Below are 19,295 nucleotides of genomic sequence, written 5' to 3'. Positions count from 1 at the left end.
GATTCACGATGTTTCATCGGCATCAGGGGTTGCAGATGCGGGGCGATTGGCGCAAGAGTCAGCCGATCGCCCCATGCCGTTTTCAAACCGTCACCTGATTCCAAGAGTGCCGAAAGATTTTGCTCGCGCGCAAATAGCGATGGCGTGATAGCTTCGCGGGTGACCCCGATAAGATCGCCCGGACGCCTCCGGCTGCCCGTTTGGCGCCAAATGACCTCTGCATTGGCAACGCTTCTGCTGGCCGAGTTCGACGACCGATTCCAAATGACGGAAACCGACCTGGCTCGTGACATCGCGCTCGGTGCCGACGGCTTCGACGTGCACCTCGAGGAGCGGGGCGGTGTGCGGACGCTGCGTGCACTGTTCGACGGCGGCTTCGACGCCGCCCGCGCCGCGATCGACATGGTCGTCGCCCTGGACGACGGCACCGACGGCGCCTCCGCACCGCGCGCCGAGGGCGACGACGCCCGGCGCTGGGGCATGCGGATCGTGCTGTGCACGGCCGGCGAAGGACCGGCCGGCCCGGCCCGGGCCGCGCAGTTGCTGGCCCGCGCCGCGCGCGGGCAGATCCTGATGGCCGCGGCCACCGCGATCCTCGTCGGCGCCACCCTCCCCCGCGACGCCGACCTGCTCTACCACGGCGTGTGGACGCCCGACCGGGACAAGCCGCCCGAGCGGGTCTACGAGCTGTGCCTGGCCCGCGAGGACGACGACAGCGACGCGCCGTCGAACCTGCAGTGGGCCCGCCGCGCCGCCGAGGCCGTCGAGGCCGACTCGGCCGGTACGGCGCCGCACCGCCGCGACCTGCTGCGCATCTGGCGGCACAGCGCCGCCGGGCACCTGCGGATGGCCCTCGTCCACGGCGGCAGCGGGGCCGCCCGCACGGCCATCGGGGCGGACCTGGCGCTGCGGGCGCACGCCGCCGGGGCGCTGGTGCTGTACGGCCGGTGGGACCGCCAGCACCCGGACGAGTACGGCGCGCTGCGCGAGGCGTTCGGCTCCTACGCCGGCGGGTGCGCGGTCGAGCGATTACGGTCCTATCTGGACGGTCACGTCGAGGAGATCGTCCGGCTGCTGCCCGAGGTCGGCGCCCGCATCGGCGTGGCCCGCTCCGGGCCCCCGGTCGAGGTGGCCTGGCCCTGGGACTCCGCCGCCAGCCGCATCGACGAGGCCCTGGGCACCTGGCTGTCCCGCATCGCCGCCCGCCGCCCCACGCTGCTGGTCCTCGACGAACTGCAGTGGGCCGACCCGGCATCGGTGCAGGTGCTCGCCCACCTCTGGCACGCCTGCGTGCAGCGGCCGGTGACCGTGCTGATGACCACGTCCGGCGAGGGCGACGCCTCCGGCTCGATCGCCGAGCGGCTGGCCGGCTCCGCGACCTCCGCCGGCAGCACGGCGATCGACCGCATTCACCTGTAGAAGAGATTACCTACAGCGTGTAGGTCGAGTTGCGCCGCACGCCGATTCGCTGGCCTGGGGGCGATTCGCCGAGTCGCACAAATTGCCGGCTGCCGTTATCGGCGCCATTGGGGCGAATTGCCGAATATTGCCGACTTCCGTGCTACGCCGAGGCCGCACGAGGGGCTCCGAGGCTGGTGAGGACGCGGCTCGCCTCGGCCCGCAATGCCGCCGCCCACCGGTTGTCCCCGGCCCGGGCCCGCCCCTGCAGGGCCTCGGCCAGCGACTGCTGGGCGAGCGCGATCCACGGCCGGGCCCGGAACTCGCCGAGCTGCGACAGGGCCGCGGTGAGGTACCGCTCGGCGGCCGACCAGTCCCCGAGGGTGGCCGAGAGCCGCCCCAGGTGGAACGCGACCGGGCCGGCGAAGCTGCGGTACCCGACGCCGCAGTAGAGGTCGGCGTAGGGCAGCAGCAGCGCCCTGGTCGCCTCGGCGGTGTTGGCATCGCCGAGCTCGTACACGGCCATCGCCAGCACGCCGGCCTGGTGCAGGAACATGTCCCCGGCCGCGAGGGGCTCGACGCCGGTGGCCAGGGAGCGCAGCCGCAGGGCGGCCGCACCACGCTCGCCGCGGGCCAGCGCCGCCAGCGCCTCCTCGACCGGGTCGTCGCCGCCGCCGTCGGCCTCGCCGAGCGCCCCGAACGCGCCGTACTGCCCGGACCCACCGTGCTGCCCGGACCCGCCGTGCTGCCCGGACCCGCCGTGCTGCCCATACCCGCCGTGCTGCCCATACCCGCCGTGCTGCCCGTACCCGCCGTACGGCCCGGACTGGCCGTACGCGACCTCGCCGTAGGGGTCGAACGCGGGCGAGTCCAGCGCGAGCACGCGCATGCTGCGCCCCTCCGGCGGCAGCACGAGCCACTGCGCGGCGAACAGCTGCCGTCCGGCCAGCACACCCGGCGTCGGCGAGATGCCCAGCGGCAGCGGGCCGTACGCGGGCCCGGCGGCCCGGGCGGCCAGCGTCGCGGTGAGCATCGCGTCAGACAGCCGGCCCTGGGTCAGCGCGACCGCCACGGCGTGCTCCGTCAGCAGCATGTCGGCGAGGCGCTCGTCGTGCGCTCCGCCGGCCTCGCCCGCGCCGGCCAGGCTCCGCAGCGCCTCGCCGCGCACCGCCAGATCGCCGAGCGTCTGCGCGGCCATCGCCCGGTGGTGCGCGGCCAACAGCTGCCAGCGGTGGTCGCCGACCACGCCGGCCAGCGCGAGCACGTCGCCGGACAGGTCCAGCCGCCGGCGTACCTCCTCGGGGCTCTCCAGTGCCCGCAGCTGCCGGCCGAGCGCGTCCAGGCCGGCGCTCGCCGCCGGGCCGCGCGCGACCGGGGCGCCGAGGCGGGCCTGCCGGGCCAGCAGCCGGCCGATGGTGGCGTCGTCGACCGCGGCCAGCGGCCGGGACCGGTCGCGACGCCCGGCCCAGTCCCCGTCGCCGCGCTCGTCCAGGGCCGGCGGGAACTCGGCGCCGGACGCCGGCCCGTCCCAGCGGTGCACGACCCGGCGGACCAGGGTGCCGATCAGCGCCTCGGCCTCGCCGCGCAGCGCCGGGCGCAGCTGCACCGCGTCAGCCAGGCCGAGCGCGGCCTGCGCGGCCACGGTGAGCCGGCCGTGGTGCATGGCCCGCAGCGCGCCGTCCAGCAGCGTCTCCTCGCAGCCGGCCTCGCCCGCCGCGAGCTGGGCCAGGCCCAGATTGGTCAGCGCCTCGGCGCGCACCTCCTCGTCGCCGGCCGGCACGTGCTCCAGCGCCAGCCGGTGCAGCCGGACCGCGTCGGTGGCCGCACCCTCGGCGGTGGCCCGGGCCGCGGCCCGCCAGCTCCAGCGCACCGCGCGCTGGTCGCCGTGGGGCGTTGCGCCGGCCGCGCGGTGGTGGGCCAGGATGCGGCTGTACCGCCCGAGCTGCCCGGCCCGGTGCATCTCGATCGCGTCGGCCAGGCGGGTGTGCAGCCAGCGCCGGCGCGCGTCGTTGAGCCGCTCGTAGACCGAGCGGCGCAGCAGGTCGTAGGCGAAGCGGTAGCGGCCGGCCCGCCCGCCGTCGCCGGTGCGCGCGGGCGCCTCGACGATCATGCCCAGGCCCATGAGGACGTCGAGGGAGTCCATGGACCGGCCCGCGTCGAGCTCGGCCGCCTCGGCGACCAGCTCCAGCTCGAACGAGCGGCCCGCGACCGCGGCCGTGCGCAGCAGCTGCATCGGCGCCGGGTCCAGCCGGGCCAGGCGGGCCGAGACGTAGTCGTGGATCGCCGGCGGCAGCTTGTCGCCGTCCCGCTCGCGGTGCCAGCGCAGCAGCTCCAGCATCAGGTACGGGTTGCCCGCGGTGTCGGCCATGAGCCGGTGCGGGGCCGGCAGCCGGGCGGCCGAGCGGTCGGGGGCGAGGCGGCGCACCAGCGCCAGGGCGGCGGTCTCGTCGAGCCCGCCGAGCGCCAGGCGGCGGACCCGGCCGTCGTCGTGCTCCAGGTCGCGCAGGGCCGCGGCCGCGGCGCCGGCGCAGTCGGCACCCGGGTCGAACGTGCCGAGCACGAGCAGGCGGGAGTCGCGGCGGTACCGCAGCAGGTGCCGCAGCAGCAGGAGCGTGTCGTCGCCGGCGGCGTCGAGGTCGTCGGCGATGAGCAGCACCGGGCGCTGGGCGGCCAGCCCGGCCAGCACGTCGCCGAGCGCGGCGAGCAGCTCGGCCCGGCGCCCGGGCCCCTCGGCCGGCGGGGCGAGCCGGTCCAGCACCCGCCGGGCGGCCGCGGCCAGCTCGGCCGGGACATCGGCCAGCAGGTCGGTGAGCGCGGCGGCGACCGGCTGGAAGAGCACCGGGCTGTCACGGTCGCAGCGGCCGTAGAGCACGATGCCGCCGTCGAGGCTGATCTGCCGGGCGGCGACGGTGACCAGGCGGGTCTTGCCGACCCCGGCCGGGCCGGCGACGAGCACCAGCGCGCTTTCGCCGCGCTCGGCCCGGCTCCACCCGTCCTCGATCGCCTCCAGCTCGGCGCCACGGCCGACGAACGGCACGGCCGGGCCGCGGGCCGCCGCCGGCGAGCCGCCGGAGCGGGCGGCCGGGCGGGACTCGGGGCCGCTGAGCAGCTCGAGGTAGGCGGCCTGGGTCTCCGGCGCCGGGTCGACGCCGAGCTCGTCGGCGAGCGCCTGGCGCAGGTGGTTGTAGGAGCGCAGCGCCTCGGCCCGATTGCCGGCGGCGACGTGGGCGGCCATCCGGCAGCGGTGCGCGCTCTCGCGCAGCGGCGCCAGCCGGACCGCCTCCTCGGCGCAGTAGAGCGCGGTGCGGGCGTCGCCGAGGGCCGAGCCGGCCAGGCTGGCGGTCTCCAGCGCCTGGACCAGCAGGCCGTCGAGGCGCTCGCGGACCCCGGCCACCCATTCGCCCTCGTGCTCGGACAGGAACTGCCCGCGCAGGCACTCGATCGCCGCGGCGGCCCGCCGCTGGGCCTCGGCGTAGCCGCCGCCCGCGAACGCCTGGGCGGCGCCGTGCACGTCGGCCTCGGCCCGCTCCACGTCGACGACCACGTCGTCGGGCAGGCGCAGCAGGTAGCGGCCGCCCTGGGAGACGAGCCCGGCGCTGCCGCCGTCCTCGGCGCCGGCCGCGAACGCGCGGACCCGGCTCACGACGCTGCGCAGCGCGGAGGCCCAGGTGTCCGGCGGGCCGTCCGGCCACACCGTGTCGGCAAGCTGGTCGCGGCTCGTGCCGTTGACCCGCTCCAGGGTGAGGCGGGCGAACGCGACCTGGGCCTGGGCGCTCGACAGGGACCGGGTCGGCCGGTCGGACTCCTCGATCGTGATCAGCCCGCACAGCTTGATCAACAACGTCCGGCCACCCCGCATCCGTCACGTATTGAAGCTCGACTATAAGCGTTCATCGCCGCGCTTCGTCAAGAAAGCGCAGATGGATTCCGGGCGTCCAATTCGCGGCGGGCGCCACCGTTTGCCGTTCTATCGATGGAGCGCAACAGATGCGCATCGCCCCGGCCCCGCGGCCGACCGGCCGGACGACCCCGGCCGGGTGACCCCGGGCCCCGCGCCGGGCGCAACCGTGACGCGATCCCTTGCCTCCCAACCGTTTGCGCCGGTGCCGGAGGCGTGGCGGCCATGTTGCGCCGCCGTTGCGGCCCGCTCCGTAGAAATGCGTGCACCGGACGATCGTGACGAGGAGACAGGCGTGAATACTTCCGATGGCTGGCGGCGTCTCGAATCCCGGGTTGCCGCGACCAACCGCCGGGTCGCGGCGCTCGAGTCGGACCCGAGCCGCAAGAACAGCTTCGTGCCCTACAAGCACGACCGCCACAGCGCCTACGGCGAGATCTCGGGCGAGCGCTACCTCATGATGTCGGGCTACAGCTACCTCGGCCTGGGCGGCGACGAGCGCATCGTCGCGGCGGCCAAGGCGGCGCTGGACGTCTACGGCACCGGCACCCACGGCGTGCGCGCCCTGGCCGGCTCCACGCCGCTGCACGAGGAGCTGGAGGCCGAGGTCGCCCAGTTCACCGGCCGCGAGGCGGCGATGGTGTTCGGCTCCGGCTACGCCGCCAACGTGGGCACGATCGGTGCCATCGTGGGCCCCGGCGACACCGTGTTCATCGACAAGTACGACCACGCCAGCATCGTCGACGGCTGCAAGCTCAGCGGCGCGACGGTGACCCGCTTCCGCCACAACGACCCCGACCACCTCGACCGCCGCCTGAGCGACGTCGGCGGCGACGGCGTCCGCCTGGTCATCGTCGACAGCGTCTACTCGATGGACGGCGACATCGCACCGCTGCCCGAGCTGCGCGCCGTCTGCGACCGGCACGAGGCGCTGCTCATGGTCGACGAGGCGCACGCGCTCGGCGTCATCGGCCGCACCGGCCGGGGCATCGAGGAGCACTTCGACAACCAGGTGAAGGTCGACATCAAGCTCGGCACCCTGTCGAAGGCGATCCCGTCCAACGGCGGCTACGTGGTGGGCACCCGCGAGCTGATCACGCACATGCGGTACAACGCCCGGCCGTTCCTCTTCTCGGCCGCCCTCGCCCCGGCCCAGGTCGGCGCCGCACTGGAGTCGCTGCGCATCCTGCAGGCCGAACCCTGGCGGGTCGAGCACACGCAGCGCGAGGCCGAGCGGCTGCGCCGCATCCTCAACGCGGCCGGCATGCGCACGCTGGACAGCCAGAGCGCGGTCATCCCGCTCATCGCCGGCTCCGACGAGGCCGCCTACGACTACGCGACCGCGTGCCGCCGGGCCGGCGTCATCGGCCTGCCGGTGGTCTCCCCCGCGGTGCCGAACGACCTGGCCCGCCTGCGGATCGCCATCACCGCCCGGCACGACACCACCGACATCGACGTCGCCGCCGAGGCCTTCCTCAAGGCGGCGCGCGAGTGCCGGCTCATCGCGGACTAGCGCCATGTCCGGCCACGAGGAGATCGCGATCACCGGGATGGGCGTCGTGTCGCCCGCCGGCTGCACGCTCGAGGAGTTCTGGGCCACGGTGCGGGCCGGCCGCTCGACGGCGGCCGCGCTCACCGACCCGGAGCTGGCCGAGCACCCGGTGCGCATCGGCTGCCGGGTGCAGGGCCTCACCGACGAGGGGCTGACGCCCAAGGAGGCGCGGCGGCTCGACCCGTTCGCCCGCTTCGGCGTCGCCGCCGCCACCCGCGCGTACCGCGACGCCGGCTCGCCGACGCCCGACCCGGCCCGCACCGCCGTCGTCGTCGGCAACGCCGTCGGCGGGCGGCGGACCAGCGACGACGAGAGCCGCAACTTCGCCCGCTCCGGCCCGCGCGGGGTGAGCCCGCTGATGCCCCTGCTGTCGATGCCCAACGCGGCGGCGGCGCTCATCACCATGCGGCTCGGGTGGCTCGGCCCGGCGCTGACCATCGCCACCACCTGCGCCAGCGGCGCCGACGCGATCGGACACGGCATGGCGCTGCTGCGCGCCGGCCGGGCCGACGTGGTGCTGGCCGGCGGCTGCGAGTCCATCCTGACCCCGGTCACCATGGCCGCCTTCGCCAACCTCAACGCGGTCTCCTACCGCAACGACGCCCCCGAGCGGGCCTCCCGCCCGTTCGACGCGGACCGGGACGGCTTCGTGATGGGCGAGGGCGCCGGCTTCGTGGTGCTGGAGCGCCTCACCGACGCCTCCGCCCGGGGCGCGCGCACCTACGCGGTGGTGGCCGGCTACGCGGCCGGCGCCGACGCCCACCACCTCGCCATGCCGCTGGACAACGGCTCGGGCGCCGTCGCCACCATGACCGGCGCCATCGCCGACGCCGGGCTGACCCCGGCCGACATCGTCCACGTCAACGCCCACGGCACCTCGACGGTCCAGAACGACCGGGCCGAGGCCTTGGCGCTGCGCAAGGTCTTCGGCGCCGCCGGCCCGCCGGTGACCTCGACCAAGGGCGTGATCGGCCACCTCATCGGCGCCGCCGGCGCCGTCGAGCTCATCGCCACCGTGCACGCCATGCGGGCCGGCCAGGTGCCGCCGACCGCCAACCACGAGCGGACCGACCCGGCGATGGAGATCGACGTCGTACACGGCGCCCCCCGCGCGGTGCCGGTCGGCCCCGCCCTGTCGAACTCGTTCGGGTTCGGCGGCCACAACGCCTGTCTGGTGGTGACCCCCGTATGAGCACGGTGACGGCAACCGCCTCCGACGTCGCGGACTACCGCGCGGTGGTGCGCGGCATCCTCGGCGCCGGGCCGGGCGACGGATCGGCCAGCCCGATCCACCCGTTCGTGCTGGCCTCCCCCGCCTTCGAGCGCATGACCGCCGGGATGCGGGAGCGCTCCGGCGACGGGGCGATGGTCCACCTGGGGCAGGAAATCACGGTGTACCGCCTGATCCGCCCCGGCGACACCGTCACCACCGGCCTGGAGGTCCTCGGCGCGCGCCGCGAGCCGCGCGGCGTGCGCCTGGCGATCCGCTGCACCCTCGACGACGGCGGCACGCCGCTGGCCGACCTGGTCACGCACGTACTCTTCGGCGGCGCCCAGGTCCCGGAACCGTTCGGCGACATCCCGCAGTCCGTGGCGCCGGCCGCCCTCGGCCCGGCCCGGCCGCCCACGGTCAGCGTGCACACGATCTCGCGGGAGGCCATTCGCGAGTACGCCCGTGTCTCGCTCGACGACAACCCGATCCACCTCGAGGACGAGGCGGCGGCCGCGGCCGGCTTCCCCGGCGTGATCGTGCACGGCATGAGCGTGCTCGCCCTGGTCTGCGAGGACGCCGTGGACCGCTTCGCCGCCGGCGACCCGGATCGGGTCCGCGCGCTGGCCTGCCGGTTCTCGGCCCCGGTGCAACCGGACGAGCCGATCGAGGTCGCCTACGCCGGCACCACCGACGTCGTCACCTTCACCGTGCGCACCCCGCGCGGCCCCGCACTCAAGAGTGGCTGGATTCGGCTGGGGGACCCCGATGAGTGAGCTCACCGACGCCATCGCGGCGCACGCCCGGACCAGCCCCGACGCGCCGGCCCTGGTATGGCACGACGAGGTCACCACCTACGGCGAGCTGTTCGCCGGGGCCGAGGCGCACCGCGCCGAGCTGGCCGCGCTGCACCTGCCGCCGGCCGATCCGGTCGGGATCGTCGCGGCGAAGTCGCCGGAGGCGGTCGCGCTGATCCTCGGCTGCCTGCTGGCCGACCGGCCGTTCCTGCTGCCGTCGCCCGCGCTGCCCGACGAGGTGCTCACCCGGCTGCTCGGCCAGGCCGGCTGCCGGCACGTGCTGGGCAGCGCCCGGCCGGCCGGGACGCCCGACACCACCGACGCGTTCACCGTCCCGGTCGGCACCACCTTCATGCTGACCACCTCCGGCTCGACCGGGCTGCCGAAGGTCGTGCCGCTGGAGCGCGGCGCGATCGACCGGTTCGTGGCCTGGGCCGGCGAGGCGTTCGACCTGCGCCCGGGCTCCACGGTGCTGAACTTCGCGCCGCTGAGCTTCGACCTGTGCCTGCTCGACGTCTGGTCGACGCTGGCGCACGGCGGCCGGGTCGTACTCGTCGACCCCGACCGGGCGACCAACGGCGCGCACCTGCTTGAGCTGGTCGTGCGCTACGACGTCGACGTGATCCAGGCCGTGCCGATGTTCTACCGGCTGGTGCACGACGCGGCCCGGGACGAACGGCCGCTGTCCACGATGGTCACACACGCGCTCTTCACCGGCGACGCGATGCCGCAGCAGCTGCTCGGCGAGCTGCCGGCGATGTTCCCGAAGGCCCGGCTGTACAACGTCTACGGCTGCACCGAGACCAACGACAGCTTCGTCTGCGAGGTCCGCGAGCCGGCCGACGGCGCCTCCATCGGCCTGCCGCTGCCCGGCGTCTCCGCCCTCGTCATCGACGACAACGGCCTTCCCCTGACCGGGGTGGGCACCGGCGAACTCCTGGTGTCCACCCCGTTCCAGACCGCGGGGTACCTCGACCGGCAGCGCTTCGCCGACCGGTTCACGGCCCACCCCACCGGCGCCGACAACCGCCGCTACTTCCGCACCGGGGACCTGGTCCGCCGGGAGGCCGACGGCCGCGTCCACCTCGTGGGCCGCCGCGACCACCAGGTCAAGATCCGCGGCGTGGCGATCAACACCGCCGAGGTGGAGCACGTGCTGCTGCGCCATCCGAGCGTGATCGAGGCCGCGGTCATCGCCGAGCCGGACCCGGTCGCCGGGCGGAGGCTCGTCGCCCACGTCCGCCGCGCCGCGGCCGGCGACGGCGCCGCCCCCGTCAACAGCCTGACGCTGCGCGAGCACTGCGCGCGGCGGCTCCCTCGCGCGGCCGTGCCGTCCGTCCTGCGGATCGTCGACGCACCGCTGCCCCGGACGTCGACCGGAAAGGTCGATCGGATCGCACTCACCAACTCCGGAAAGGCAACCGCAGCATGAGCGATCACATTGCCGTCATCAAGCAGTACATCGTCGAGGAGTTCCTGCCCGACATGGCCCCCGACGACCTGCCGGTCGAGCACGACCTGCTGGCCGACGGGGTCATCGACAGCCTGGGGCTGCTCAAGCTCATCGCCTGGATCGAGGACCGCTTCGGCCTGCCGGTCGGCGACGAGGCCATGGACCCCGAGAACTTCCGCAGCGTGCAGGCCATCGACGCGTTCGTGACCGGTTCCCGGCCCGGCGTGCCGCAGGTCGCGGGGGGCTGATCGCCGTGCCCGACGCCGTGACCGCGCTGCTCGACCGGGGCGCCCCGATCCCGGTCGAGCACTGGCGGGCGCTCTGGGACACCGTCGAGGCGGGCGGGCTGGACGGGCCACACAGCTCCGCCCTGCTCGCCTCCCTCGCCACCGAGCTGCCCGGCGACGAGACCCTCGCCGCCCTGCTCGGCTCGCTCCGGGAACGCCGGCCGGCCGAGCCCACGTGGCCGGACACGGTGAACGTGGTCGGCACCGGCGGCGGCCCGAAAACGTTCAACGTCTCGACCGCGGCGGCGTTCGTGGCCGCCGCCGCCGGGGTCCAGGTGGTGAAGACGGGCTCGCGGGCGTACACCAGCAGCCTGGGATCCGTCGATCTGCTGGAGCGCCTCGGGGTCCGCCCCAGCGCCACGCCGGCCCGCACCGAGCAGACGCTCGAGCGCTTCGGCATCGCCTTCGCCGGCGGGTACGTCTACCCGCCGGTCCTGGCCCGCCTGGCCCGCGCGGTCATGCCGATGGGCATGAAGAGCTTCGGCCGATTCCTCAACGCGCTCGGCCCGTTCATGGCCGCGTTGCCGGTGGCCGCCCAGGTGACCGGCGTGTCGGCCACGATGCCGCAGGAGCGGCTGCGCCGCCTCGCCGCGACCGTCACCGACCGGCGGATCTGGCTGTGCACCAACGGCGTCGGCGCCGACGAGCTGCTCCCGTTCACCGACAACACCGTGCACACGCCCGACGGCCCCGTCGAGCTGGCGCGGGGCTCCCTCGTCGGCGGCGACGGCTCCCTCGACGACCTCGCCCCGGTCGCCCCGCAGGACGCGCCCGCGCACTTCGCCGCGGTGCTCGCCGGGCGGGCCGGGCCGGTGGCGCTGCGCACGGTGTGCCTGAACGCCGCGGCCCTGGCCGTCGCGGCCGGGACGGAGCCGGACTGGGCCGGCGCCGTCGCCCGCGCGGAGGACGCCGTCCACAGTGGAGCCGCGGCCAACCTGCTCAACCAGATGCGGGCCGGGCTGCGGATGCCGGCGGTCGCTCGTGCCTGACGAGTTCTTCCCGGGCCGCCGCCACGGCCGGCCGGGAGTAGCCCTGTTCCTCAACGCCGGCGACCCCCCGCTGGACGTGCTCGGCGACGTCGTGCACATGCTCGACGAGGCCGGCGTGGACTGTCTGGAGCTCGCCGTACCCTTCCCGGACTCGGTCACCGACGGCCCCGTGGTGCGCCGCTCCGCGCGGCGCGCCCTGGACACGGGCGTGGACGTGCGGGCGGTGCTGGCGTTCATCGCCGAGCACCGGCCGTCCCTGCGCCGGCTGCGCATCGCGCTGCTGGCCGACTGGAGCCACTCGGTCAAGCCGTACCCGCTGTCCACAGTGGTCGGCGAGGTGGCCGCCGCCGGCGCCGACGGGCTGCTGCTGCACGCGCTGCCGCCGCGGCTGGCCGAACCGTACCGGGCCGCGGCCGCCACCGCGGCCCTGCCGATCGTCACCACCTGCTATGCCAGCGGCTCGGCGGCCTCCGCCGCGGCCGCCGCCGAGCACGCCTCGGCCTACCTGTACCTGGTTGCGCACTACGGCCGTAGCGGCACCCCGCCCGCCGCCGGCTTCGCCGACCTGTCCGGGACCGTGGCGCGCCTGCGCGCCATGACCACCGCGCCCATCGCCGTCGGGTTCGGGGTTCGTACCGGAGCGGATGTGTCGGCCGTCCATGACTGCGGCGCCGACGCGGCAATCGTCGGCACCGCGGGGGTGGCTCGGATCGAGCGCGCCCTGGCCGACAACGAGGACGTCGTCGTGGCACTCCACGACTTCGTCCGGTCCATCCAGCCGGCGCCTGCGGATCAGGCGCCGCGTCCCTCGGGAGGCAGAAATGATCATCCGTGAACTGGCGAACGTGAAGACGGTGGACTGGGGCAACGGCCTCAGCCGGCGTTTCCTGCTCGCCTCCGACGGCATGGGCTACACCGTCACCGACACCACGGTGCGGGCGGGCACGAAGTCGAACCTGCAGTACCGCAACCACCTCGAGGCGTGCTACTGCATCGAGGGCTCGGGCGAGGTCGTCGAGCTGGACGGCACGTCGCACCCGATCACCCCGGGCACCCTGTACGCCCTCGACGGGCACGACGACCACTGGCTGGTCGCGTCGCCGCACGAGGACCTGCGCCTCGTGTGCGTGTTCACCCCGGCGCTGAACGGCGACGAGGTCCACCGGCTCGACGAGTCGGGCTCGTCCGCGTACGGGTCAGCGTCATGATCGAGTGGGACGCCGATCAGCGGGCGCTGCGCGCGGGCCTGGCGCGCTGGTTCGACATGCTCAACGCCGACCATGTCGAGCTGGACGAGAAGGGCGCCTTCGCTTGGGACAAGTGGAAGGTGATCCAGCAGTCCGGGCTGCTCGCCCTGCCGTTCCCGCGCGAGTACGGCGGGCTCGGGCAGAGCCTGCTCACCACGATGCACGTGTTCGAGGGCATGGGGCACGGCTGCCGCGACGCGGGCCTGACCTTCTCGGCCACGACCAGCGTGGCGAGCGTCGGCGTCCCACTCGAACGGTTCGGCTCGCCCGAGCAGCGCGCGAAGTACCTGCCGCGCGTCTGCTCGGGCGAGCTGATCGGCGCGCACGCGATCACCGAGCCGCAGGGCGGATCCGACGCGCTCACCATGCACACCACGGCCGAGCGCGACGGCGACGACTACGTCCTCAACGGCGAGAAGACCTTCATCACCAACGGCCCGATCGCCGACGTGATCACGATCTACGCCCGCACGCGCCCGGACGCCGGGCCGCTGGGCGTCACCGCGTTCCTGGTCGAGCGGGGCACGCCGGGGCTGCACTGTGGCGAGCCGATGCGCACCATGGGCCTGCGTACCTCGCCGATCGGCACGATCACCCTGCGGGACTGCCGGGTGCCGGCGTCGCAGGTCGTCGGGCGCGTCGGCGGCGGCTTCCTGGTCCTCGACCACGTCATGAAGCGCGAGATCCTGCTCGCCTTCGTGCTCGACCTCGGCCGCATGCAGCACCGCCTGGAGCGCTGCATCGCCTACGCCAAGCAGCGCGTGCAGTTCGGCAAGCCGATCGGGCAGTTCCAGTCGATCGCCAACGCGATCGTCGACATGAAGGTGCGCACCGAGTCGGCCCGCAAGTGGCTCTACGACGCCGCGGAGCTGCTGCAGCGCGGCGGCAACGCGACAGCGGACATCGCGATGGCCAAGCTCGTCACGAGCGAGGCCAACCTGGCCAGCAGCCTGGCCGCGATGCAGGTGTTCGGCGGCAGGGGATTCCTCGCCGAGCACGGGATCGAACAGGACGTCCGCGACGCCGTCGGCGGGCGCATCTACTCGGGCAGCAACGAGATCCAGTACAACCGGATCGCCACCATGCTGGGGTTGTGACGTGCGAATCAAGGTGTGTGGGGCCAGGAGCCGAGCCGATGTGCGGCTCCTGGCCGGAGCGGGGGCCGACTGGGTCGGCCTGTGGCACGGCGTGCCGGGCGGCGGGGCCGAGCTGCCCCCGGCGCTCTTCGCCGACCTCGCGGACTACTGCCGGGCCATCGACGGCCCGGAGGCGGTGCTGGTGACGTTCCTCGGCGACGCCCGGAAGCTGGCCGGCCTGACGGTGCGCACCGGCGTGCCGATCGTGCAGCTGCACGCCTACCAGCCGCCGGCGGTCGTGCGGGCGCTGAAGGCGGCGGCCGACGTCGTCGTGGTGAAGGTGCTGCACCTGCAGGGCACCGCCTGCGCCGAGGCGCGGTTCGTCCCGGCGTACGAGAAGGCCGGGACCGACCTGTTCCTGCTGGACACCGTCGCCGCCGACGGCAAGGTCGGCAGCACCGGCCACGCGCTCGACCCGCACGCGGCGCTGGCGCTGGCGAACCGCCTGGAGCGGCCGTTCCTGCTCGCCGGCGGCCTGACCGACCGGCGCAGCGAGGAGCAGGAGGAGATCGCCGCCCACCCGCTGTTCCACGGCATCGACGTGGACACCGCGGCCCGGGACGCCGGCGGCGCCTTCGCCCCCGCCCAGGTCACCTCGATCGCCCAGTGCTGGCGCGCACCGGCCCGGCTGCTGGCCCCGGTCGCGGTCTGACGGGCCCGGCCGTGTTCATCGATGCCCTGCTGGCCGCGGCGCGGCCGGTCGTCATGGAGCTCAAGCGGACGGACGGCGACGGCCGCCCGCTGCTCGGCGACCGGCCCGTCGCCGAGGTCGTGGCCGCCTACACGGCGGCGGGCGCGCCGTGCCTGTCGGTGGTCACCGGCCGCTGGTTCGGCGGCTCGCCGGACCTGCTGGCGGAGGTGGCCGCGCTGACCACGCTGCCGCTGCTGCAGAAGGACTTCATCACCCGCTCCTCCCAGCTGTCGGCCGCGCGCACGCTGGGCGCGTCGGCGGTGCTGCTCACCGCCGCGCTGCTGCCGCGCACGGCACTGCACCGGCTGGTCGGCGCGGCCCTGGAGGCCGGGCTGACCCCGTTCGTCGAGGTGGTCACCGCGGACGAGGTGGCCGGGCTGCCGCACGCCGAGGCGTGCGTGGTGGCGGTCAACAACAAGGACATCAACACGCGCGAGCGCAGCGGCGGCGGGATCGCCCGCAGCCTGGAGCTGCTGCCGGCGGTGCTGGAGACGGGCACGGTGTGCCCGGTCAGCGCGTCGGGGATCAAGGGCCCGGCGGACGCCCGCAAGCTGCTGGACGCGGGCTACGCGGGGCTGCTCGTCGGCACCTCGCTGCTGCTGGCCGGCGACCTCGGCGAGTGGTCGGCGATCACTGGCTGAGCAGCGTCACGCTGGCGCATCGTTGCATCTTCGCGACGGTGGCCCCGCGGCCTGTTTCGGCCGCGGGGCCACCGCGCGTGTCAGGCACCGACCTGCCCCAGGGTCACCTTGCGGTGCTCCAGCGGACTCACCCCGCGGACGCGCTTGAATGCCGTGCTCAACGCGAACGCGCTGCCGTAGCCGACCGTCCGGGCCACGTTCCCGACGGTCGCGCCGGGCTCTGCGAGCAGGTCGGCGGCGAGGGTGAGACGCCAGTTGGCCAGGTACTTCATCGGCGACTCCCCCACCAGCTCGGTGAAGCGCCGGGCCAGCGCGGCCCGCGAGACGCCCGCTTTGGCCGCCAGGTTGGCCACCGTCCACTGGTAGGCCGGGTCGCCGTGCAGCAGCTGCAGGGCCACGCCGATGACCGGGTCCCGCTGGGCGCGGTACCACGCCGGGGTCGGCGCCTCGGGGCTGGCCAGCCAGGAGCGCAGCACGGTGACGACGAGCAAGTCCAGCAGGCGGTCCAGGACGAGCTCCTGGCCCGGCTGGTCGCGCACGATCTCCACCGAGAGCAGGTCGACCAGCGGCCGCTCCCCCACGCCGATCGGGCGCACCATCATCGTCGGCAGCACGCCCAGCAGGCGCTGGCTGACCTCGCTGTGCATCTGGTAGGTGCCGCTGAGCATGATGTCCTCGCGGCCGGAGTCGCTGCCCCAGGTGCGCACGCCGGGCAGCAGGGTCCCGCCCATGTCCGTGCCGTCGAGGGAGGTGCAGCGCTGGCCGGGGTGGATGACGATCTGCACCTCGGTGCCGGGCGCGTCGCAGATGGTGTAGGGCTCCGGGCCCCGCATGATGGCGACCTCACCCGGCCGCAGCCAGGTCGCCTCGCCGTTGTCGGGCACCACGAGCGCCTCACCCCGGGCCATGGTCACCACGGACAGCGGCGCCTCGTCCTCGATCCGCAGGGACCAGGGCGGCGTGAGCATGGACCGCAACAGAAACGCCCCTCGGGCCCGCGGTTGGTCCAGCAGTCCGGTCAGCGCGTCCATGGGCCGAATTGTAGACGCCGGCGCATGAAAGTGAGTAGAAGAACCATGGCGGCTACGCCTCCGAGGCTCTTCACTGAGATTGACGCACGGCATTCCTGAAAGGACGATGGGCATGGAACTGGTTCGTGTAGTGACGCTGGTGTTTGCCACCCTGACCATGGGTCTCATCGCGGGCCTTTTCTACGCGTATGCCTGCTCGGTCATGCTGGCCCTGGGCCGCACCGAGGACCGGGTTTTCATCGATGTGATGCAGCGCATTAATTCGTCGATCCAGAACGGGTGGTTCGCGCTGAGTTTCATGGGGGCGGTGCTGTTCACCATTGCTACCCTTGTCGTACACCTCGGGGCGGGTGAGCCCGTGAAGCTCGCGCTGATCATCGCCGCTCTCGTGCTGTACCTGATCTCGTTCGTCATCACGGTGCGCGGGAACATCCCGCTCAACGCGCGCCTCGACGCCGCCGGTGCGGCGCAGCGCATCGGCGACCCGGCCGCGACCCGGGCGTGGTTCGAGCGTCCCTGGGTCCGGCTGCACCTGGCCCGGACGCTCTTCTCGATCGGAGCGTTCGCCGCCCTCTGCGTCGCATCGGTCCTGTGAAGAACCTCCCGACCGAACCCCGCACGCCCCGCACGCTCCTCGGCACGCTGGTGCCGGGGGGCGTGTGCGTTGCCGAGGCGTTCCACGACGACGAGCCGGCGCCGCTGTACCCCGAGGAGGAGGCCGCCGTGGCCGGCGCCGATCCGGGCCGGCGGCGCGAGTTCGCCACGGCCCGCGCCTGTGCCCGGCGCGCCCTCGGCGAGCTGGGGCTGCCCCCGGGTCCGGTGCCCCGCAGCCTCAGCCGGGCGCCGCGCTGGCCGGACGGCGTGCTCGGCAGCCTCACCCACTGCACCGGCTACCGGGGCGCGGCGGTGGCCCGGGCGAGCGCCTTCACCTCGCTCGGCATCGACGCCGAGCGGCACGCACCGCTGCGCGCGGGCGTGCTGGAGCTCGTCGCCGGCCCGGCCGAGCGGGCCCGCCTGGCCCGGCTGGCCGAGGCCGACCCCGCGGTCGCCTGGGACCGGCTGCTGTGCTGCGCCAAGGAGGCCGCGTACAAGGCGTGGTACCCGATCGGTGGCCGCTGGCTGGGCTTCCTCGACGCCGACGCCGACCTGACGGAAGACCGCGCCGACCAGGGACTGGATCGGCGCGGTGCGTTCACGGTCGTCGCCGGCGGCCTCACCTTCGCCGGGCGATGGCTGGCGCACGACGGGCTGCTGCTCGCCGCGGTGGCGACGAGCAGCAGCCCGGTGCTGGACCGGGAGGGTCACCGGACACCCGGGTAGGGCGCCCCGGGCCCGGGCGGGTAGGGCGGGGCGACCGGGCCCGCCGGTCGCTGCGCCCGCGCGTGCAGGGAGAGCGCCCGCCCGAGGGCGGCCACGGCGATCGTGCACAGCAGTGTGCGGAAGTGGTTGACCGTGACCCAGACGCTCTCGAAGTCGGCGCGCACCTTGTGCAGGTCGGCGATCTTGTCCACCGGGCCGGCGTCGGCCAGCTGGTTGTTCAGCGGGACCTCGACGCCCATCGTGAGGATCAGCACGATGAAGTACGCGACCGTCGCCACCGCCGTCCACAGTGCCGCGCCGCGGCGCTTCTGGACCAGCAGGACCACCGCGGCGGCCCCCGGCACCAGCAGGCCACCGGCGAAGACCAGCCCGAAGAGGCCGTTCTCGATGTCCGCGTTGATGTGCTGCATCGCGGTGATGAAGGTGCGGTCGTCCGAGTCGCCGAGCCCGGGCATGACGGAGATGTCGAATCCCCAGAACAGGCCGGCCATGAGGCCCATGCACACGACGGCCAGGATGAGCAGGACGCCGGCGAAGCCCCGTCCGCCGCCTGCCGGCTGCCCGTCGGTGGCCGATGGCCGGGCCGTGCTGTTGCCGAGAGTTGCCATGGTGCGCTTTCCCCCTGGATCGAGTGGTTTTGCGTTGCTTGTGTTCCGGTCAGGCCGCCGCGTTGACCGGCTGCGGCCGCTCCTCGGCCCGGCCCTCGACGCCCTCGACCTCGAGGCGGCCGCGGTCCAGCACGCCGACGCGCCGGCACACCTGCCTGACCTCGGACTCGTCGCGCCCGGCGTAGAGGACGGCGACGCCGCCCTCACGCACCCGGCCGACGGTCTCGAGCAGCCGGTCGCGCCCGCGCGCGTCGAGCCCGCGGGTCGGCTCGTCGAACACGAGCAGCCGGGGCCGGCGCAGCATCGCGACGGCAAGGCTCAGCTCGCGCAGCACGGTCGGCGAGCAGCGGTTCACCGGGGTGCCGGCGTACTGCTCGATGCCCGCGCCGGTCAGCGCCTCGGCGACCAGCTCGCGCAGGTCCGCGCGCCGGTCCGCCGGCGAGGAGCGCTCGGCGTACGGGTGTCGTTCGGATCTGGAGGATCCCGGCAGGCCCCGCAGCCGCGCCCACAGCCGCAGTGTCTCGGCGACGGTGAACGTCGGGGTGACCACCGCGCTGTGGGCCACGTACGAGACGGGGTCATGCAGCGGGTCGGCACCGGGGCCGGCGAGCGGCCGGTTGTCGAGCAGCACCACGCCCGGGTCCGCCGGCATCAGCCCGCTGACCATCCGCACCAGCGCGGTGCGGCCGAGGGTGTCCGACGGCGCGCCCGGCCCGGTCAGCCCGAGCGCCTCCCCCGGCCGCAGGTCGAAGCCGACGCCGTCGAGCACCGCCTCGCCGGCGAGGCGGTGCCGCAGGCCGTGCGCGGACAGCAGCGGCGCGCTGCGTGCCGGTGCCCCGGCGCTCCGCCGCGGCCCGTCGAAGAACGGGTTGGTGGGCTTTCGGGTCCCGTGGTCCGGCCGGGGTTCCCGGCGCTGTGGGCCACCACCTCCGTTGCCGCGGCAAGCGCAGCCGGACCCGACGACATTGATGGATTCCATCAACTCTCCTCAGATGCGATCAGACGAGGGCGACCGCCCGCGGGCCCGGTTCCGGCTC

The 19,295-nt window shown here is 74.5% G+C and carries 18 protein-coding genes; 14 read left to right on the top strand and 4 right to left on the bottom strand.

Translation table 11 applies throughout. The features are described from left to right. Positions 1-264: 264 nt before the first annotated feature. Positions 265-1,419 (top strand): AAA family ATPase, encoded by a 1,155-nt coding sequence (locus ACQP1P_RS15655; RefSeq protein ID WP_433087358.1) that lies wholly within the window; start codon positions 265-267, stop codon positions 1,417-1,419. Between the two features lie 142 nt (positions 1,420-1,561). On the opposite strand, the gene ACQP1P_RS15650 is transcribed toward ACQP1P_RS15655, so the two are convergent. Next, the gene (locus ACQP1P_RS15650) at positions 1,562-5,239 is read right to left on the bottom strand and encodes an ATP-binding protein (protein WP_433087356.1); all 3,678 of its coding nucleotides are present in this window, start codon (positions 5,237-5,239) and stop codon (positions 1,562-1,564) included. A gap of 352 nt (positions 5,240-5,591) precedes the next feature. Here ACQP1P_RS15650 and ACQP1P_RS15645 point away from each other — a divergent pair, with 352 nt between their 5' ends. From ACQP1P_RS15645 to ACQP1P_RS15595, 11 genes are read left to right on the top strand one after another with little or no spacing between them, the layout of a single operon-like run. Continuing rightward, positions 5,592-6,809, top strand: coding sequence for an aminotransferase class I/II-fold pyridoxal phosphate-dependent enzyme (locus ACQP1P_RS15645; RefSeq protein WP_433087354.1), 1,218 nt, complete (start codon positions 5,592-5,594; stop codon positions 6,807-6,809). Between the two features lie 4 nt (positions 6,810-6,813). Next, entirely contained in the window at positions 6,814-8,040 is a 1,227-nt protein-coding gene (locus ACQP1P_RS15640) for a beta-ketoacyl-[acyl-carrier-protein] synthase family protein (protein WP_433087352.1), read from the top strand. Continuing rightward, positions 8,037-8,834: a MaoC family dehydratase gene (locus tag ACQP1P_RS15635; protein WP_433087350.1), complete on the top strand. Its 798-nt coding sequence runs from the start codon at positions 8,037-8,039 to the stop codon at positions 8,832-8,834. Before ACQP1P_RS15640 ends, ACQP1P_RS15635 begins: the two co-directional genes overlap by 4 nt. Beyond that, a complete protein-coding gene (locus ACQP1P_RS15630; RefSeq protein WP_433087348.1) occupies positions 8,827-10,287 on the top strand; it encodes an amino acid adenylation domain-containing protein in 1,461 nt (486 codons plus the stop codon). The genes ACQP1P_RS15635 and ACQP1P_RS15630 overlap by 8 nt, the downstream gene beginning before the upstream one ends. Continuing rightward, entirely contained in the window at positions 10,284-10,556 is a 273-nt protein-coding gene (locus ACQP1P_RS15625) for an acyl carrier protein (RefSeq protein ID WP_433087346.1), read from the top strand. Before ACQP1P_RS15630 ends, ACQP1P_RS15625 begins: the two co-directional genes overlap by 4 nt. A 5-nt stretch (positions 10,557-10,561) precedes the next feature. Beyond that, the gene (locus ACQP1P_RS15620; RefSeq protein WP_433087344.1) at positions 10,562-11,584 is read left to right on the top strand and encodes a hypothetical protein; all 1,023 of its coding nucleotides are present in this window, start codon (positions 10,562-10,564) and stop codon (positions 11,582-11,584) included. Continuing rightward, entirely contained in the window at positions 11,577-12,419 is an 843-nt protein-coding gene (gene trpA / locus ACQP1P_RS15615; RefSeq protein WP_433087342.1) for a tryptophan synthase subunit alpha, read from the top strand. Before ACQP1P_RS15620 ends, trpA begins: the two co-directional genes overlap by 8 nt. Then, a complete protein-coding gene (locus tag ACQP1P_RS15610; RefSeq protein ID WP_433087340.1) occupies positions 12,406-12,792 on the top strand; it encodes an ectoine synthase in 387 nt (128 codons plus the stop codon). The genes trpA and ACQP1P_RS15610 overlap by 14 nt, the downstream gene beginning before the upstream one ends. Beyond that, positions 12,789-13,928 (top strand): acyl-CoA dehydrogenase family protein, encoded by a 1,140-nt coding sequence (locus tag ACQP1P_RS15605; RefSeq protein ID WP_433087338.1) that lies wholly within the window; start codon positions 12,789-12,791, stop codon positions 13,926-13,928. The genes ACQP1P_RS15610 and ACQP1P_RS15605 overlap by 4 nt, the downstream gene beginning before the upstream one ends. A gap of 40 nt (positions 13,929-13,968) precedes the next feature. Continuing rightward, positions 13,969-14,619 carry a hypothetical protein gene (locus ACQP1P_RS15600; RefSeq protein ID WP_433087336.1) on the top strand — a complete coding sequence of 217 codons (651 nt, stop codon included), beginning with the start codon at positions 13,969-13,971 and terminating at the stop codon, positions 14,617-14,619. An 11-nt stretch (positions 14,620-14,630) separates the two neighbouring features. Then, positions 14,631-15,299: a hypothetical protein gene (locus ACQP1P_RS15595; RefSeq protein ID WP_433087334.1), complete on the top strand. Its 669-nt coding sequence runs from the start codon at positions 14,631-14,633 to the stop codon at positions 15,297-15,299. A gap of 80 nt (positions 15,300-15,379) precedes the next feature. Here ACQP1P_RS15595 and ACQP1P_RS15590 read toward each other — a convergent pair whose 3' ends face one another. Beyond that, positions 15,380-16,330, bottom strand: coding sequence for an AraC family transcriptional regulator (locus ACQP1P_RS15590; protein WP_433087332.1), 951 nt, complete (start codon positions 16,328-16,330; stop codon positions 15,380-15,382). Positions 16,331-16,442: 112 nt separating this feature from the next. Between ACQP1P_RS15590 and ACQP1P_RS15585 the strand changes: the two genes are divergently transcribed. Together ACQP1P_RS15585 and ACQP1P_RS15580 are read left to right on the top strand one after the other, a co-directional pair. Continuing rightward, positions 16,443-16,925: a DUF1772 domain-containing protein gene (locus tag ACQP1P_RS15585; protein ID WP_433087330.1), complete on the top strand. Its 483-nt coding sequence runs from the start codon at positions 16,443-16,445 to the stop codon at positions 16,923-16,925. Continuing rightward, positions 16,922-17,650: a 4'-phosphopantetheinyl transferase family protein gene (locus tag ACQP1P_RS15580; RefSeq protein WP_433087328.1), complete on the top strand. Its 729-nt coding sequence runs from the start codon at positions 16,922-16,924 to the stop codon at positions 17,648-17,650. Before ACQP1P_RS15585 ends, ACQP1P_RS15580 begins: the two co-directional genes overlap by 4 nt. Here the strand turns inward: ACQP1P_RS15580 and ACQP1P_RS15575 are convergent. Both ACQP1P_RS15575 and ACQP1P_RS15570 read right to left on the bottom strand, forming a co-directional pair. Then, positions 17,632-18,258 carry a DUF1772 domain-containing protein gene (locus ACQP1P_RS15575; protein WP_433087326.1) on the bottom strand — a complete coding sequence of 209 codons (627 nt, stop codon included), beginning with the start codon at positions 18,256-18,258 and terminating at the stop codon, positions 17,632-17,634. The two genes, ACQP1P_RS15580 and ACQP1P_RS15575, sit on opposite strands and share 19 nt — an antisense overlap. Before the next feature lie 49 nt (positions 18,259-18,307). Next, the gene (locus ACQP1P_RS15570; protein WP_433087324.1) at positions 18,308-19,237 is read right to left on the bottom strand and encodes an ATP-binding cassette domain-containing protein; all 930 of its coding nucleotides are present in this window, start codon (positions 19,235-19,237) and stop codon (positions 18,308-18,310) included. Between the last annotated feature and the right edge of the window lie 58 nt (positions 19,238-19,295).

Origin of the sequence: Dactylosporangium sp. CA-052675, from assembly GCF_050947935.1 — a bacterium.
In the GTDB taxonomy this organism is placed as follows: Bacteria; Actinomycetota; Actinomycetes; order Mycobacteriales; family Micromonosporaceae; genus Dactylosporangium.
This window is presented reverse-complemented; position numbering and strand designations above follow the sequence as displayed.

Coding starts and splice junctions, on each gene's coding strand:
- ACQP1P_RS15655 (WP_433087358.1), top strand. CDS start 265: ATGACGGAAACCGACCTGGCTCGTGACATCGCGCTCGGTGCCGACGGC.
- ACQP1P_RS15640 (WP_433087352.1), top strand. CDS start 6,814: ATGTCCGGCCACGAGGAGATCGCGATCACCGGGATGGGCGTCGTGTCG.
- ACQP1P_RS15635 (WP_433087350.1), top strand. CDS start 8,037: ATGAGCACGGTGACGGCAACCGCCTCCGACGTCGCGGACTACCGCGCG.
- ACQP1P_RS15630 (WP_433087348.1), top strand. CDS start 8,827: ATGAGTGAGCTCACCGACGCCATCGCGGCGCACGCCCGGACCAGCCCC.
- ACQP1P_RS15625 (WP_433087346.1), top strand. CDS start 10,284: ATGAGCGATCACATTGCCGTCATCAAGCAGTACATCGTCGAGGAGTTC.
- ACQP1P_RS15610 (WP_433087340.1), top strand. CDS start 12,406: ATGATCATCCGTGAACTGGCGAACGTGAAGACGGTGGACTGGGGCAAC.
- ACQP1P_RS15605 (WP_433087338.1), top strand. CDS start 12,789: ATGATCGAGTGGGACGCCGATCAGCGGGCGCTGCGCGCGGGCCTGGCG.
- ACQP1P_RS15590 (WP_433087332.1), bottom strand. CDS start 16,330: ATGGACGCGCTGACCGGACTGCTGGACCAACCGCGGGCCCGAGGGGCG.
- ACQP1P_RS15585 (WP_433087330.1), top strand. CDS start 16,443: ATGGAACTGGTTCGTGTAGTGACGCTGGTGTTTGCCACCCTGACCATG.
- ACQP1P_RS15575 (WP_433087326.1), bottom strand. CDS start 18,258: ATGGCAACTCTCGGCAACAGCACGGCCCGGCCATCGGCCACCGACGGG.
- ACQP1P_RS15570 (WP_433087324.1), bottom strand. CDS start 19,237: ATGGAATCCATCAATGTCGTCGGGTCCGGCTGCGCTTGCCGCGGCAAC.